Consider the following 14,934-nt stretch of genomic DNA (forward strand, 5'->3'; position numbering starts at 1 on the left):
CGGTAGCAGGTAAGGATCTACCAATGACGACCCCGCTCGTGCTCTCGTACGCCGGCTGCGGCACTTGCAAGAAGGCGCTCAAGTGGCTCTCGGATCGCGGCGTCGCGATCACGCTGCGCCCGATCGTCGACGAGCCTCCGACGAAGGCCGAGCTCGGGAAGTGGATCGCCGCGAGCGGGCTGCCGGTGCGCAAGTGGCTCAACACGAGCGGGCAGAGCTATCGCACGCTGGGCAAGGAGACGATCGACGCCGCGGACGACGCGACGATCACGCGCTGGCTCTCGGAGGACGGCAAGCTCGTGAAGCGCCCGGTGCTCGTGCACGGCGGCAAGGTGCTCGTCGGGTTCAAGGAAGAGCAGTACGACGCGCTCTTCCCGAAGCGCTGAGCGCGGTCAGCGGACCACGACGCCGAGGTCGCGCGAGATCTCGCCGAGCGTGACGCGGATGCGCGCCTCGCCGCGCGCGAGCGCGTCGTAGCGGATGCGCGCGCCCTCGACCGGCGGGAACGAGAAGAGCCCGTCGGTGCGCAGGCGGATCACGTCGGCGCCCTCGATCACCTCCCAGCGGATCGCGTCGGCCGAGAGCAGCGGGCCGCGCTCGTCGCGCGCGCGGCACACGAGCTGCGCGTCGGGCTCGGAGCTGACGATGCCGGGCATCAACAGCTCGATCGGATCGCTCGGCGCGAGCTGCGGCACGTCCCACATCACGTCGACGCCGGTTGCGAGCGCGCCGCAGTCGAGCTCGGTCGCTTCGCGCACCTCGACGCGGATGCGATCGATCTCGTCGCCGGTGACACGGTCGCGCAGGCGCAGCGTCCCGGTGCCCGCGTGCATCGCGGCGATCTCGAAGAAGGGCTCCGCGGGATCGCTCGAGAGCACGTCGTAGAGCTCGAGCTGGACGCTGCCCTCCGCCTCGGCGAACACGGTGTCTCCGTCGACGCCGGTGACGTGGATGCGCGTCCTCGCTCCGACTGCGAGCGGCACGTCGAGCGCGCATCCGCCCGCGAATCCGGGGCAGAGCCCGTCGTCGATCTGCCAGCGCGTGCGGCCGCGCTCGCCGCGCGACCAGTCGCCGTCGAGTTCGTCGAAGCTGCACCCGACGACGAGCGCAGCGAGGAGGGCGAGCGAGGAGAAGCGAAGCGCGGGAGAAGAAGACACGGCAAGCTCCTTGGAAGGACGCGAGCGCTCCAGAGCGAGCTCCGTGCCATGCATCGGGGCGCGGAAATCACGGCGAATTCGCGCAACGCGTGACCGTGTGCTGGCTGTGCCGGCGTGCCTGGGATTCACGCTGCTCGCGATCAGCCGACGTCGCGGAAGGCGTTCTGCGCTTCCTTCTTCAGCTCGATGCGGTTCGACGCGATCACCCAGATGCGCTCGGCGTCGCCCACGAACCGCTCGACGTCGTCGGGCTCGAGCGCGAGCGCGTACGCGACGCGGTCTCGCAGCGCCGCCGCGGCGCGCAGACGCGCGAGGAGCTCCGCGTCGATCGCGCCGAGCTTCGCTTCGTGGCGTCGCACGAGCTCGCTCGCGTCGACGCTGGGATCGGCGTCGATCCCGAGATCGCCGAGCGCGATCTCGATCAGGCGCCAGCCCATCCGGATGCGCGTCGTCGGCGCGACGCGCCAGCGCGGTCGTCGCAGCACCTCGACGATCACGAGGCGTCGCACCGGCCTCCACGCGACCGCGGCCATCGCGGCGATCAGCAGCAGCGCGATCATCGCCGGGCACACCGCCTGCGCGAGCGCGCGCGCCGCGCGCTCCGCCTGCGCGGCGGCGTCGCCTTCGCCGTCTTCGCTCTGCTCGATCTCCTCTTCGCTTTCCTGCTCGGTCTGCTCTTGCGACTGCGACTCACCGTCCGGCTCGCCCTCTTCCGGTGCGGTGCGGAACAGGTAGGGCGCGATGAAGAGCGTGCCCGCGGTCAGCATCAGCCCGGCGACGACCAGCGCGACCCAGCCCATCACCGTGAGCCGCGGCCGCGCGGCCCCGCGCTCGATCACCGTGCCCGCGAGCAGCGCCCGCGGCGCGTGGCGCCACCGATGCAGCCGATGCCGCTCGCGCATCACGAGGTACACGAGCAGCAGCGCGATCGTGAGGAACAGGATGAGCGCAGTCGTGACGTTCCAGATCGCCCACTTGTCGCCTTGCTCCCAGACGCCCACGCGATCGTCGCGCTCGAGGATCGCGAACATCGCGCCGGTGCCGTAGATGAGCGGCACCCACGCGGCGAAGAGCGCGCGGCTCGACGCGAGGCTCCACGCGCCGCCGCTCACGAAGATCGGCGTCAGGAAGAGCAGCGCGATGAGGACGCCCCCGAGCGGCCCGCCCGCCGCGAGCGCGCCGCTGACCACGCAGCTCCCCGCGTACCAGAGCATCGTCGCGCACCCGAGCGCGGAGCCGCGCACCCGCGCGATCGCGAGCGCCTGACCGATCAGCACGCCCGCGATCGTCGACGCGCTGAGGACGACGAGCATGACGAGGACCTCGCCCGAGAATCCCTCGAGCACGAGCAGCACGAGGTCGAACATCGCGACCATCACCACGACCCACGCGAGATAGGTCAGCGCGGGCCGCGCGAGCTCCTTCGCGTCGCGCCTCCACGCCTCGCGCGCGGTGCTCACATCACACCTCCGCGACCTGCGGACACGCCGACGAGGCGATGCGCGACCGGTCCCGGCTCGAGCGTGTACACGGCGTCACCGCGCGCGATCAGCGCCGCGACGACGCTCTGCGCGCCACGACGCACGCGCGCGCGCAGTCGCTGCCGCGCGTCGTAGCGCGCGCGCTCGTACCGATAACGTCGCCAGCGCGCGCCGAGCGTGTTCTCGTCGCTACCCACCGGGAACGGCAGCCGGATCATCGCGAGCAGGCGCGTACCGAGACCCGCGCCGCCGAGGTAGACCGTCCAGAAGCCGGGCTCGGGCGGGCCCAATGCTTCCTCGGGCTTGCGGTAGATCCACGTGAAGCGCTGGCCCTGGAAGGGCAGCGGGGGCGGCGCATCGAAGCGCGCCGACACCGCGACACCGTCGGTCGCGGGCCCGACGCTCTCGAGCAGCGCGGGCAGATCGAAGCGATCCTGCCAGCGCGCGCGCGCGCCGAGATCCTGCCAGCGCGTGCGCGGCGCGCGACCCGAGACGCTCTCGATGCGCAGCCCACCACGACCGTCGTCGACCGCCGCGACGAGCGTCACCGCGTCGCCGCGATCGACGAGCTCCGCGGCGAGCGAGACCCACGTCTCGACGAGCGCGTCGAGCACGTCGGCGAGGCCGACCGCGTCGTCGCCGGTGCCCCGCCCCGGGAGGAACGCGTCGAGCACCAGCACCACGGTGCGCACCGACTGCTCGCGCGACTCGGGCATGCGCAGCGTGAGCCGCCCCGCGCGCACCGAGAGCTTCCAGTGGATGCGCCGGGTGTCGTCGCCGCGCGCGTACTCGCGGAAGCGGAAGAAGTCCTCCTGCGGGAAGCGATGCGGCCGCACGACGACGTCGGGCGACTGGTGTTTGCTGCGCGGCGGCTCGACGATCTCGAGCGGCCGGAAGCGCGGCAATACTTTGAGCTCACACGATGCGACGGCCGCGACCGACACGCGCGTTAGGCCGAGCACGTCCTGGTACCCGATCGTCGCGGGGCCGAGCCGATAGAGCCCGCGCGGGCTGCGGCGCAGCTTGCCGGAGACGATCGCCTCCTGCGTGCGCACGCCCGCGCCGATCACGTGGCGCGTCTCGGTGCCGAGCTCGTCGGGCAGCACGTCCTCGACGAGCAGGTGATAGCCCGGCGGGACCGGCACGCCGATCAGGTGGAAGCGCTCTTCGCCCGGCTCGCCCGAGAGCACGACGGCGGGAGACATCTCGCGCCGCACGTTCGCGCGACGTCGCTCCGCCTCGCGCGCGAAGCCGCGCACCAGGAACGCCGAGAGGAACGACGTCACGCCGACGACGCCGTAGAAGAGCAGCAGGCCCATCGTCGCGACGAGCCCGAGATCGCCCCACTGGAAGCCGAGCGCCGCGACGAGGAACACGAGCCCCGCGAAGAGCAGCGAGTATCCGCGCGGCGTGATCACGGCGGCATGGCGCGCGAGCACCTCCATCCATCGCTCGAAGCCGAGCGCGATGGGCTCGCCGCGCTCGCGACGCTCCGCGCGCAGCTGCGCGACCTCGATGCGCGTCTTCCGCACGATGCCGACGAGCTGCATCAGGAAGACGGGGAAGAGGAACACGACCGTGAAGAGCAGCAGCGTGGGCGCGGTCTCCGCGACCTGCGAGACCTCGAGGAAGAGCGCCGCGACGAGCCCGACGACGATCGGCAGCGCGAACGTCCCCGCGAGGTGGAACGCGACCGTCGCCATCGAGATCAGCGGATGGGTGCGAGCTGCGCTCATCGCGCCTCGAGCATCACGGCACCGGCACCTTCGCGAGCATCTCGTGCACGAAGCCGTGCGCGACGTCGCTGCCGCTGACGACCATGCGGTGCGCGAGGACGTCCGCCGCGATCGCCTGCACGTCCTGCGGCGTGACGTAGTCGCGGCCCTGGCTCATCGCGTGGGCCTGCGAGGTGCGCGCGAGCATGAGCACGGCGCGCGGTGACGGCGGTGAGAGCGCGCGCGCGTCGGCGCGGATCGCGTTCGCGAGCTCCACCAGGTACTTCTTGCCCTGCTCGGCGATGAAGATGCGCGGCACCGTCGCCTGCCACGCGAGGAAGTCCTCGCGGTGCACGACCGGGCGCAGGTGCTCGACGGGCGGATCGTCGGCGAGATGGACGTCGAGCATCTCGACCTCGGCGTCCGGCGGCGGGAAGCCCATCGAGAGCTGCATCGTGAAGCGATCCATCTGCGCGGCGGGCAGCGCGTAGGTGCCCTCGTGATCGAGCGGGTTCATCGTCGCGATCGCGAGGAACGGCGGCTCCATGCGGTGCGTCGTGCCCTCCACCGTGACCGTGCCCTCCGCCATCACCTCGAGCAGCGCGGACTGCGTCTTCGGCGTCGCGCGGTTGAGCTCGTCGGCGAGCAGCAGGTTCGTGAAGACGGGGCCGGGCTGGAACTCGAAGCTCTTGCTGCGCAGGTTGAAGACGTTCGTGCCCGTGATGTCCATCGGCAGGAGATCGGGCGTGAACTGGATGCGGCGGAACCGGCAGTCGATCGACGCCGCGAGCGCGCGCGCGAGCATCGTCTTGCCGGTGCCGGGCACGTCCTTGAGGAGGACGTGGCCCTTGGCGGTCATCGCGAGGAGGACCTTCCGGATGACCTCGTCCTTGCCCTTGATGATGCGCGCGACGTTGGTGACGACGCCCTCGAACTGCTCTCGGAATGCGGCGACGCGCGCGGCGCGCTCGGCATCGGGCGCGTAGACGGCGGCGGGACGAGGATTCATGCGGTGAATGGCTCCATGCGCTGATGATTCATCTCACGAATAGCCGCGTGAGCGAGGAGACGACGCGGCGCAGGCCGCGCTCGTGCTCGCGCTCGAGCTCGAGGCCGAGCGCCTCGAGCACCTCGAGCGGGACGCCCCACGCACGCGCGAACTCGCGCGCGACGCGCCACTCCGTGGTGTCGCGCTCGCCGTCGACGAACGCGAGTCGCGCCATCGCGTCCACCACCGCTCGCGGATCGTGAGGCCAGCCGAGATCGTGCGGGCGCCACACCGCGAGGTCGTCGTCGCGCAGCGGCGGGTGCCCCCACGCGCGCAGCGTCGCGTCGAGGAACGCGCGATCCGCGGGGCTCGCCTGTCCATCCGCGAGCATCACCGCGCAGAGCGCGCGCGCCGAGACGCGCAGCGGCTGCTTGTGCAGCGGGATCGACTCGTGGGTCGTCGGGATGATCGGCGGAACGCTGCGTCGGACCGGTGGTGCGCTCTCCTGCGGGGCGGGGCGGACGAACGGTGTCGTGGCCCGCGCGTCGTCGTCTTCGGGGCGCGCAGGCGGTGCGCCGCCGCCGCCGATCGCGCCGACGCCGGGGAAGAGCCAGGCGATCGCGTCGAAGCTCGTCTCGACCGGCTCGCCGCGCGCGAGGCGCGCCGCGATGGCACCGACGGCGTCGACGCCCGGACCGACCACCGCGAAGTGGGCCTGCACGAACCGCTCGACGTCGTCGTCCCCTTCGCTGCGCGCCCATCGTGCGAGCGCTGCGCGTGCGGCGGCCTCGTCGCCCGCGAAGCGCTCGCCCGCGAACACCAGCGCGCCCTCGCGCTGCTCGCGCAGACAGAGGCGGCACTTGCTCTCGAGCACCACGCCGGCGCCGCCGCGCGCCGCGATGAGCTCGACGACCGACGACTCGACGCGGCACGCCGCGCAGTCGCTCAGCGCCTCGAACGCGTCGTCGCCCCCGGTCCCGCTCACCGGGCGCGAGGATAACCCGGTCGAGCGCGCGTCAGGGCGCGCTCGCGCCGCACGCGGGCTCGAGCAGCGCGAGCCCGGTGCGGGTCGAGACGAGGAGGCCGTCCTCGACCCACGCGTGATCGCTGACCGTGTCGTCGAGGAGGTACGTCGTGACGACCGTCGACGGCGCGGCGAACGTGCGCACCTCCACGCCCTGCGCGGTCGCGACGTGCAGCAGCGCGCCGTCGAACGCGAAGAGCCCGCCGCACTCGTGCTCGAGGGGCACGCGCGCGATCTCGCGCATCGTGTCGCCGTCGCGCACGAACGTGACGAGCGTCGAGAACGCGTCGCACACGGCCACGCGATCACCGTGCGCGGCGACGCTGCTCGGCGCGACGTCGAGCGGTCCCTGCGCGACGACCGCGCCGCTCGGCAGCGCGATCTCCATCAGCGCGCCGACGACCGCGCCGGGCACGCGCTCGTAGCCCGCGACCGCGGCGACGATGCGATCGAACGCCGGATCGACGTCGAACGCGAGGTGCACGCGATGGTCGAGATCGATGCCGGGCAGACCGCGGATGGGGCCCGCTTGGATCGAGGCCTCGGGCGCGGCGTTGCCCGTCGCGAGATCGGCGCCGCGGTGCACCTCGAAGCGCGCGCGACCCGAGGCGCGATCGGTGATCCGTCCGCGCACCAGATCGCCCCCGAGGAACCGCGACACGCTCGGGCCGCCGGGCAGCGTGACCTCGCGGACCGTGATCGCGCGCTGTGCGTCGTCGAAGCGCCGCACCGCGATCACCTCGGGGATCGAGAGCTCGGACACGTACGACGAGAGGTCGTCGAACGTGCTGGGCTCGACGTGCCGCGAGAGCTCCATCGCGCCGTCCTCGCGCACCTCGAGCGTGAGCCGGGGAGCGCCGTGGGCGCGGCCTGCGCGCGGGACGATCGCGCCCGAGACGATCTGGAAGCGAGCCGCGCCGTAGCGCGAGCGCGTGGAGATCTCGTCGCCGTCGACGTGCATCGAGTGGATCTCGCCGTGCTGCGCGTCGTGGCGCTCGACGAGCGCGTCGCCCTCGACGGCGAAGACGCGGCGCGTCCAGCCGTCGACCACGATCGTGCCGTCGGTCGCGAGCGCGTCGCGCTCGGGCTCGAAGCGATACGTCACGTCGAAGATGCGCTCGCGATCGAGCAGGACGAGCCCGCCCGCGCCGAGCGAGTAGAGCTCGAGATCGAGCGCGCCGCCGCCGCTCGCGCCGATCGCGGGACGTGCGAGCACGACGCCGCGATCGACGAGCACCGCGCCGGCGGTGAGCCCGTCGAGGTGCGCGAGCTGCGCGAGATCGGTGTCGCGGTAGATCGTCGTGCCGGCGCGCCCTGCGAGCAGCACGCGGCCGTCGGCGGCGTCGAGGATCGACGAGCGACGACCGAGCCGCGGGCCGAGCACCGGCGGCCGCGTCGGGTCGGCGGGCACGTCGACCACGAACGAGCCGTTCTCGGTGCTCGCGAACACGCGACCGACGCGCGCGGCGAGGCCCTCGCAGGTGCCGTCGAGCACCATGAAGCCGCGATCCTCGGGCGCATCGGGATCGGCGATGCCGATGCGGCGCAGCGTGCGTCCTGCGCAGAGCCACAGGTCGTCGCCCGCCGCCACGATCCGCCGCGGCTGGCTCGAGGCCGCGCCGAGATCGAAGGGCGCGTGCACCACGAGGTGATCGTCCACCGTCCGCTCGACGATGCGCAGCGTCCGGCCGAGCACGTCGACCCACGCGACCGTACGGGCCCCGACCCGCGCCACGAGCGCGCCGGTGCCGTCGTAGAAGCGGAGCTGGTCGAGCACGTAGCGGTCGCGCCGCGCGAGCCCGGCGCGTGCGTCGACGAGCGTGAGCGCGCTCGCGCGCCGCAGCGGATCGCCGAAGAGCACGCGGCCCTCGCCCATCGGTGCCGCGACCGCGCGCAACGAGCCGAACGTCGACGCGAGCGCGAGCACGTCGTGGGGCTCGGGGATCGGATCGCCGGTGCACACGCGCGCGACGCACTGATCGTCGACCGTGCACGCGAGGCCGTCGTCGCACGGCGTTCCGTCGGGCTCGGGCGCGAGGACGCAGCCCGAGCCGGCCGGGATCGCGCGCACGCACGGATCGGGATCGACGCACGCCGTGGCCGCGTCGGTGCCGGCGTCCGCGGGCGCCGGAGCGGCATCGAGGAGCGGTGGCCGCGCCGCGTCGCGCGGGCCCGCGTCGGCGATCGGTGTGTCGCCCGGGCGCTCGTGGAAGAGCCAGCATCCCGGACAGAGCAGGACGGACGCGACGGCGAGCACGAGGTTCGAGCGCACGGGTCACCTGGCGACGAGAAGAGAAGCGTCACCTGGTAGTTGGCAGCGCGCGCGAATTCCGTCAGCGCGCGGGGGGCAACGTGCGGCGCGCGAGGAGGTCGCGGCCGAAGAGCGCGATCGCGAGCGCGCGCGTGACGCGCGAGAACGTCGTCCAGAGCGCGCCCATGACGAGGTTCGCGCGATGGAGCGCGAGCACGGTCGTGGTGGCGACGACGCCGCACGCGACGAACAGCCGGAACAGCCACCACAGCGGGAACGACGCGAGCTCGGGGAATCGATGGTGGAGGCGCCAGAGGCGGCCGAACGCGGGCAGCAGCGAGCGGAAGTCGAAGCCGAGCCGATACGCGAGCGCGTACACGTCGAGCGACATGAACGGCACCGCGAGGATGCCGCGATGGATCATCGGATTCGCGATCCAGCGCAGCGCGCGGCGCGGGCTCGAGGTGCGCGCGAGGTGGCGGCTCACGATCCAGTTGAGCGCGAGGTGCGCGTGCTCGTCGCGCGAGATGCGTTGCTCGAGCGCGTCGAGGAGCGCGCCCTTCACCTCGGGGTGGTGGCGCAGGAAGGGGATCGTGCCGGCATCGAGGAACGTCTCGAACACCGGAGTCGAGAGCGCGACGAGCGCGACGTCTGCGTCGCTGCGCGGATCGAGCCGATCGAACTGCGAGAGCACGAGCGCGTTGCCGAGCCCGGGCGGCAGGATGCGGCCGCCGTGCGCGGCGATCACGCGACGGAGCGCTTCGGCGTGCCGGCGCTCCTCGTCGGCGAAGTGACCGTAGAGCGCGCGCAGATCGTCGTCGGCGCTGCCGTCGCGCAGCAGCTCGAAGTTGAGGCGCGCGATCTCCTCGATGTAGACGACCTCGTTGAGCAGGCGCTCCATGAGCGGCGAGATCGGGCGCCGCGGGCGCTCGGGCCACGCGATCTCGTCGAGCGACCACTGGTGCGCTTCGACGTTGCGGCGCAGCTTCGCGACCGCGTCGCGATCGGCGTCGTCGAGGAGCGCGAGCGGGCGCCCGTAGCGCGCCCAGAACGGTGCGCGACGCTCGTGGAGCAAGCGACGCGCGCTCCACCACGCGAGCGCGCCGACGAGCGCGCCGCTCGGCACGTCGACGACGTAGTGCTGCTTGACGGTGAGCGTCGCGAGCGCGACGAGCGTGGCCCACGTCACGCAGAGCACGACGAGCGCGCGTCGCGCTCCGGCGCGCGCGAACGGGAACGAGGTGCCGGAGAGCGCCATCAGCGCGGCGAGCGCGACGTGCAGCGAGGGGACGCAGTTCGCGGCGGTGTCGGCGTCGCGCAGATCCGCGAGCTCGAGCGCGGTGAGGCTTCCGTCGTCGGGCGTGGGGTAGAGCGCGCGCGGATAGGTGGTCGGGAAGACCATGAAGATCACGGCGCACGTGATCGACGCGATCGCGATCGAGGCCCAGAGCCGGCGCGCCTCGAGGCGGCTCGGGACGATCGCCCACGCGAGGAAGACCGCCCACGTCGCGGTGCCGTAGATCCACACGGTCCACGGCCAGTACGGGATCGCGAGATCGAGCGCGGTGAGCGGCAGCAGCCGATACGGCGCGAGCGTGCCGATCTTCGAGGCGCCGTAGCAGACGAGGATCGTCAGCATCGACACGCCGAAGCCTGCGAGCCGCTCGCCGAGCTCGACGAGCGACGAGCCGAAGCGGTCGCGATCCATGCGGGCGCGACGATATCAGGCTCAGTACGGCTGCGCGTCGCCGCGCGAGAGCACCACGCGATCGCCGGTCTCGGGGTCGATCGCGAGCAATGCGTTGGCACCGCGCTCGTACGCCCAGAGCACACCCTCGCGCATCACCAGCGCTTGAATTCGCTCCAGCGTGAACCCCGATCCGCCGAGCGCGCGGCGGGTGCCGCTCGCGAGATCGACGGCGACGATCGTGCGCTCGCTCGTCCACACGAAGAGCTCGCCGCGATCGGGCGCGACCGCGAGCGCGACGGGCTCGGTCATCGGCGCGCCGGAGCCCGAGAGCACGCGGCGCGCGCCGGTCGCGAGATCGATCTCGAGCACGTCGTTCCGATACTGCAGCGTCGCGTACGCGCGGCGCGCCGTGCGATCGACGTCCATGCGGAACGCGACGCGCATCGAGGGGCCGGTGCCGCTCGTCTCGTCGGTCAGCGTGGTGCGCGCGCCGGTCGCGAGATCGATCGCGACGATCGCGTCGTGCTCGGCGTCCAGCGCGATCACGCGATCGCCGTCGTGGACGATCGCTGCGAGATCGCCGTGCGCGGGCGAGACGATGCGCTGCTCGCGCGACGCGAGATCCGCGCCGATCAGCGCTCCGTCGTCGGCGAGCAGCGCGCGCTGACGCGGGGGATCGAGCGCGATCGCGGTCGGCTGCACCAGCTCGTAGCCGATGGTCGCGCCCGACTCGCCGCCGGTCGCGAGCACGCGCGCGCCGGTCGCGACGTCGATCGTGATCACGCCGTCGTCGATGTCGTCGCAGACGTACGCGGTGCGCGCGTCGTCGCTCATCGCGAGCCCGAAGATGCGCAGATTCCGCGGGCCGTCGCCGCGCGCGACGTCGTCGTCGGACGCGGCGCGCTCGAGCTCGATCTCGGCGTGGGCGTGGCCGGCCTCGACGGTGATCGTCTGCGCGCCGAGCGCGAGCGGGACCTCGGCGTGCCACGTCGCGAACCCGTCGTCGCTCTGCGCGTCGACGCCGGCGACGCGCACGTGCTCGACGTTCCGTGCGGTCCCGCGGATCGTGATGCGCTCGGCGGAGGTCGCGCCCGACGGCGGGAAGACGACACGCACGCTCGGCTCGGGCTCGACCGCAGCGTCGGGCTCCGGCGTGCGTGCATCGAGCGCGACGATGCCCGCATCGCGCGGCGGCGCAGATGCGTCGGCCGGCTCGTCGGGCACGACCGGCTCGGCACATCCGGCGAGCAGCGCGATCACGAGCCACGCGCGCATCAGGCCACCACCGTCGTGATCGGGGTGCGGCCCTGGGTGCCGAACGTGTCGAGCTCCAGGCCGAGCACCCGCGCGAGCGTGAGCAGCACGTCGTGGTAGTGCGCGCCGCCGAGATCGAGGAGGCGCCCGGTGCGCAGCACGTTCGTTCCGCCCGCGACGACGAGCGGCACCGAGCTGCGCGCGTGACCGAACGGCTGGAGGCCGAGCTCGTTCGTCCAGAACACGATCGTGTGATCGAGCACCGTGCCGTCGCCCTCGGGGATCGCATCGAGCCGCGCGCAGAGATGCGCGACCATCTCGCCGTGCCAGCGGTTGATCGCGAGCAGCTTGTCGTACGCGTTCACCGCGTTGCCGTGGGCGATCTCGTGGAAGTCCTCGTCGACTCCGGCCCACGCGTAGCGCCGGATGCTCCCCGACGGGCCGACCATCAGCGTCGCGACGCGCGTGAGATCGCACGCGAACGCGGCCGCGATCGTGTCGGCGTGGTGGCGCACCGCGTCGTTCATCGCGAACGTGCCGCCGCTCGGCGCGCCCGGCCCCGGCGGGAGCTCGCACGCGTCGACCATCACGGGCTCGGCGAGGCGACGCTCCTGCTCGCGCAGCGCGGTGAGGTGCGCGTCGAGCACGCGTCGCTCCGCCGGCGAGAGCGACGCCTCGAGCGCGGTGAACTCGCCGATCACGCCGTCGAGCACGCTGCGTCGCTGGGCGCGCAGGCGCTCGAGCACCGCGGGATCTCCGTTCGCGACGAGGAAGAGACGATCGAACGCGTGGCGCGGATCGACGACGGGTGGCACCGGGAGCGCGCCGGGCGCGTAGCTGATCACGCTCGCGGCGTTGCTGTCGGTGCCTGCCGCGAGCTCGAGCGAGGGGATCGCGGTCTCGCGCGACGAGCGCGCGGCGAGCAGCTGATCGAGGCTCGGACCGGTGGGCACGAAGCTGTCGGGCGCGCCGGGCGCGCCGGTGAGGCACTCCGCGTGGCCGTGCTGGTGGTTGTGCGAGCCCTGCGCGCCGTGCATCACGAGCAGTCGATCGCGGAACGGCGCGAGCGGCGCGAGCACCGGCGAGAGCACGAAGTCGCGCTCGCCGCCCGTCGGGAGCCACTGGTCGGGGTGCTGCCCGTTGGGCGTGTAGATGCACACGAAGCGCAGCGGCGAGGTCGTCGGCTGCGCGCGCGTGAGCAGGCTCGGTAGCATCGGGAGGCTGATCGCGGCGCCCGCGACACCCGTGGCGAAGACGCGCCGTCCCATTCTCCTCATCACTCGCCCTCCGTGATCGGCTCGACGCGGTGCGTGAACGCGTAGGTGCGCGTCAGCGCGACCATCGCGTCGATCGCGCTCGTGCGCAGCGCCTCGCGCACCGCGGTGATCGTCTCCGCGTCGCCGTCCTCCTCGAGGCGACCGAGCCCGAAGCGCGTCCACTGTCGCGCGAAGCACTCGGCCGCGAGATCCGACGAGGCGATCGCCTCCGCGAGCGCGCGCGTGCCCTCGATCGACCCGTCCTCGACCGACAGCGCGGGCAGCCCGCCGCGCGCGTCGATCGGCCTGCCCGCTTCGGTGGTGCGGTGGCGGCCGATCGCGTCGAAGTCCTCCATCGCGAAGCCGACGGGATCGATCAGGCGATGGCAGTACGAGCAGCTCGCGTCGCTCGAGTGGCGCGACCAGCGCTCGCGCGTGGTCGCGGTCGGATCGAACACCGGCGGCACGATGTCGAGCTCGGCGGGCGGCGGGGGCAGGTGCTGGCACAGCAGGCGCTCGACCACGAACACGCCGCGGTGCACCGGCGACGTCTCGGAGGGCTTCGCGTGCACCGCCATCAGCGCGGGCAGCGTGAGCATCCCGGCGCGCGTCTCGGGCAGCGCGACCTCGGCGCCGTCGTCGGCGCTCTCGATGCCGTAGATCGCGGCGACCTGCGCGCTCGGCCACGCGCGCCGCGCGGTGTAGAGCGCGTCGAGCCCCGCGCGCTCCCGGAACACCATCTCGACGACGAAGCGCGACGCGTCCTCGCGCAGCGCGCGCCGCAGATCGTCGTTCCACTCGGGGAAGAGCGTGGGATCGCGGTTCACCTCGGGCAGTCGATCGAGCCCGAGCCACTGCTCGAAGAAGCGCACCACCGTCGCCTCCGCGCACGCGGATCCGAAGAGCCTCGTCGCATGCGACGCGAGCACCTCGGGATCGCGAAGCGCACCGCGCGCGGCATCGGCGCGCAGCATCGCGTCGGGCGGCGACTCGCACGCGAGGTACGAGAGGCGCGACGCGAGCTCCCAGTCGTCGAGCGCGTGGTGCCCCTCGCGATCGGGCACCGGCTCGCCGATCTCGACGAGATAGAGGTGGCGCGGGCTCTCGATGATCGCTTCGACGATCATCCGGAAGCCGTCGCGGAACGATCCCGCTCCGTCGTAGAGCGCGAGCAGGCGCGCGCGATCCTCGGCGCGCAGCGGGCGGCGCCACGCGAGCGGCGCGATCGTGTCGACGAACGCCTCGGCGCACGCGCGTCGCTCGGTGGTGCGCGCCGCGCCGGGATCGAGCGGGCCCTCGACGCTCGCGCCGTCGACGTACATCACGCCCGACACGAGACCCGTGACGCGCAGCTCGAGGATCGCGGTGCCGCCCGGGTGCTCGAGCTCGACGGTCTGCGCCGGCGACGAGGGACCGATCGACCACGTGGTGATCGCGCGCCCGTCGACGCTCACCACGATGTCGACCGCGACCCGCGGCTCGAGCTCGGCGGTCAAGCGATATCGCCCCGCGCTCGGGAACGCGTGGCTCACCGTGATCACGGCCTCCTCGGGGTACTGCAGGTAGACGCGACCGCTCGTCTCGGTGTGCACGGCCCACGTCGGCGAGAGCGCCATGCCGCCGCCGGGGTAGCGCGTGGTCGCGCTCGCGGCAGCGGGCGGGAGGATCTCGGCGGAGCACGCCGGAACGCGCGACGAGAGCGCGCCGTTCTCGATCATCGACTCCGCGATCGCGCGACCGAGCGCGCCGAACGCCTCGACGTGCACCGCGCTGGCGGTCTGCGACTGCGCGATGCGATCGAACACGAAGTCGCGCCGATCGGGCGGCACGCGATCGAGCGCGTCGGTCTCCACGCCGAACACGGTCGCGATCGAGCTGCGCAGCTCGTGCACCGAGAGCCGCCGCACCGACGCGACCGCAGCATGGCCGGGATCCGTCGGATCGGTCGGATGGGTCGGCTGGCGGGGGCCGTGGCCGCTGGGCCCTGCTGGGCCGTCGAGCAGACCGCCTCGGCACGCGCCGAGCGCGAGCAGGAGCGCGAGGAGCGAGAGAGCACGCGGCGTCATGCGCGGTGCGCAGTGCAGCGCGTGTACCGCCGCGAAATGCGCGAATTCGCCG

11 protein-coding genes are annotated in these 14,934 nt (G+C 72.8%); 1 reads left to right on the forward strand and 10 read right to left on the reverse strand.

What is annotated here, in order from left to right:
* Window positions 1-23 precede the first annotated feature (23 nt).
* Window positions 24-386: a Spx/MgsR family RNA polymerase-binding regulatory protein gene (locus DB32_RS06110; protein WP_053231474.1), complete on the forward strand. Its 363-nt coding sequence runs from the start codon at window positions 24-26 to the stop codon at window positions 384-386.
* Window positions 387-392: 6 nt separating this feature from the next.
* On the opposite strand, the gene DB32_RS06115 is transcribed toward DB32_RS06110, so the two are convergent.
* From DB32_RS06115 to DB32_RS06160, 10 genes are all read right to left on the reverse strand, one after another.
* Window positions 393-1,157 carry a hypothetical protein gene (locus DB32_RS06115; RefSeq protein WP_053231475.1) on the reverse strand — a complete coding sequence of 255 codons (765 nt, stop codon included), beginning with the start codon at window positions 1,155-1,157 and terminating at the stop codon, window positions 393-395.
* A 140-nt stretch (window positions 1,158-1,297) separates the two neighbouring features.
* Entirely contained in the window at window positions 1,298-2,617 is a 1,320-nt protein-coding gene (locus DB32_RS06120; RefSeq protein ID WP_053231476.1) for a hypothetical protein, read from the reverse strand.
* A complete protein-coding gene (locus tag DB32_RS06125; RefSeq protein WP_053231477.1) occupies window positions 2,614-4,374 on the reverse strand; it encodes a DUF58 domain-containing protein in 1,761 nt (586 codons plus the stop codon). Before DB32_RS06125 ends, DB32_RS06120 begins: the two co-directional genes overlap by 4 nt.
* Window positions 4,375-4,387: 13 nt before the next feature.
* The gene (locus DB32_RS06130) at window positions 4,388-5,362 is read right to left on the reverse strand and encodes an AAA family ATPase (RefSeq protein ID WP_053231478.1); all 975 of its coding nucleotides are present in this window, start codon (window positions 5,360-5,362) and stop codon (window positions 4,388-4,390) included.
* A 28-nt stretch (window positions 5,363-5,390) separates the two neighbouring features.
* Window positions 5,391-6,326: a hypothetical protein gene (locus tag DB32_RS06135; RefSeq protein ID WP_053231479.1), complete on the reverse strand. Its 936-nt coding sequence runs from the start codon at window positions 6,324-6,326 to the stop codon at window positions 5,391-5,393.
* Between the two features lie 31 nt (window positions 6,327-6,357).
* Entirely contained in the window at window positions 6,358-8,637 is a 2,280-nt protein-coding gene (locus tag DB32_RS06140; protein ID WP_053231480.1) for a hypothetical protein, read from the reverse strand.
* Between the two features lie 61 nt (window positions 8,638-8,698).
* Entirely contained in the window at window positions 8,699-10,324 is a 1,626-nt protein-coding gene (locus tag DB32_RS06145; protein WP_053231481.1) for a phosphatase PAP2 family protein, read from the reverse strand.
* Window positions 10,325-10,345: 21 nt separating this feature from the next.
* Window positions 10,346-11,581 carry a YncE family protein gene (locus DB32_RS06150; RefSeq protein WP_053231482.1) on the reverse strand — a complete coding sequence of 412 codons (1,236 nt, stop codon included), beginning with the start codon at window positions 11,579-11,581 and terminating at the stop codon, window positions 10,346-10,348.
* Window positions 11,581-12,837: a DUF1552 domain-containing protein gene (locus DB32_RS06155; RefSeq protein ID WP_083457183.1), complete on the reverse strand. Its 1,257-nt coding sequence runs from the start codon at window positions 12,835-12,837 to the stop codon at window positions 11,581-11,583. The genes DB32_RS06150 and DB32_RS06155 overlap by 1 nt, the downstream gene beginning before the upstream one ends.
* Window positions 12,837-14,882, reverse strand: coding sequence for a DUF1588 domain-containing protein (locus tag DB32_RS06160; protein WP_053231484.1), 2,046 nt, complete (start codon window positions 14,880-14,882; stop codon window positions 12,837-12,839). The genes DB32_RS06155 and DB32_RS06160 overlap by 1 nt, the downstream gene beginning before the upstream one ends.
* Window positions 14,883-14,934 lie beyond the last annotated feature (52 nt).

The organism is Sandaracinus amylolyticus, assembly GCF_000737325.1.
Taxonomy (GTDB): Bacteria; Myxococcota_A; Polyangia; order Polyangiales; family Sandaracinaceae; genus Sandaracinus; species Sandaracinus amylolyticus.

What these genes read in the sequence shown, in the direction of transcription:
- DB32_RS06110 (WP_053231474.1), top strand. Translation starts at nt 24, where the DNA reads ATGACGACCCCGCTCGTGCTCTCGTACGCCGGCTGCGGCACTTGCAAG.
- DB32_RS06125 (WP_053231477.1), bottom strand. Translation starts at nt 4,374, where the DNA reads ATGAGCGCAGCTCGCACCCATCCGCTGATCTCGATGGCGACGGTCGCG.
- DB32_RS06130 (WP_053231478.1), bottom strand. Translation starts at nt 5,362, where the DNA reads ATGAATCCTCGTCCCGCCGCCGTCTACGCGCCCGATGCCGAGCGCGCC.
- DB32_RS06145 (WP_053231481.1), bottom strand. Translation starts at nt 10,324, where the DNA reads ATGGATCGCGACCGCTTCGGCTCGTCGCTCGTCGAGCTCGGCGAGCGG.
- DB32_RS06150 (WP_053231482.1), bottom strand. Translation starts at nt 11,581, where the DNA reads ATGCGCGCGTGGCTCGTGATCGCGCTGCTCGCCGGATGTGCCGAGCCG.
- DB32_RS06155 (WP_083457183.1), bottom strand. Translation starts at nt 12,837, where the DNA reads ATGAGGAGAATGGGACGGCGCGTCTTCGCCACGGGTGTCGCGGGCGCC.
- DB32_RS06160 (WP_053231484.1), bottom strand. Translation starts at nt 14,882, where the DNA reads ATGACGCCGCGTGCTCTCTCGCTCCTCGCGCTCCTGCTCGCGCTCGGC.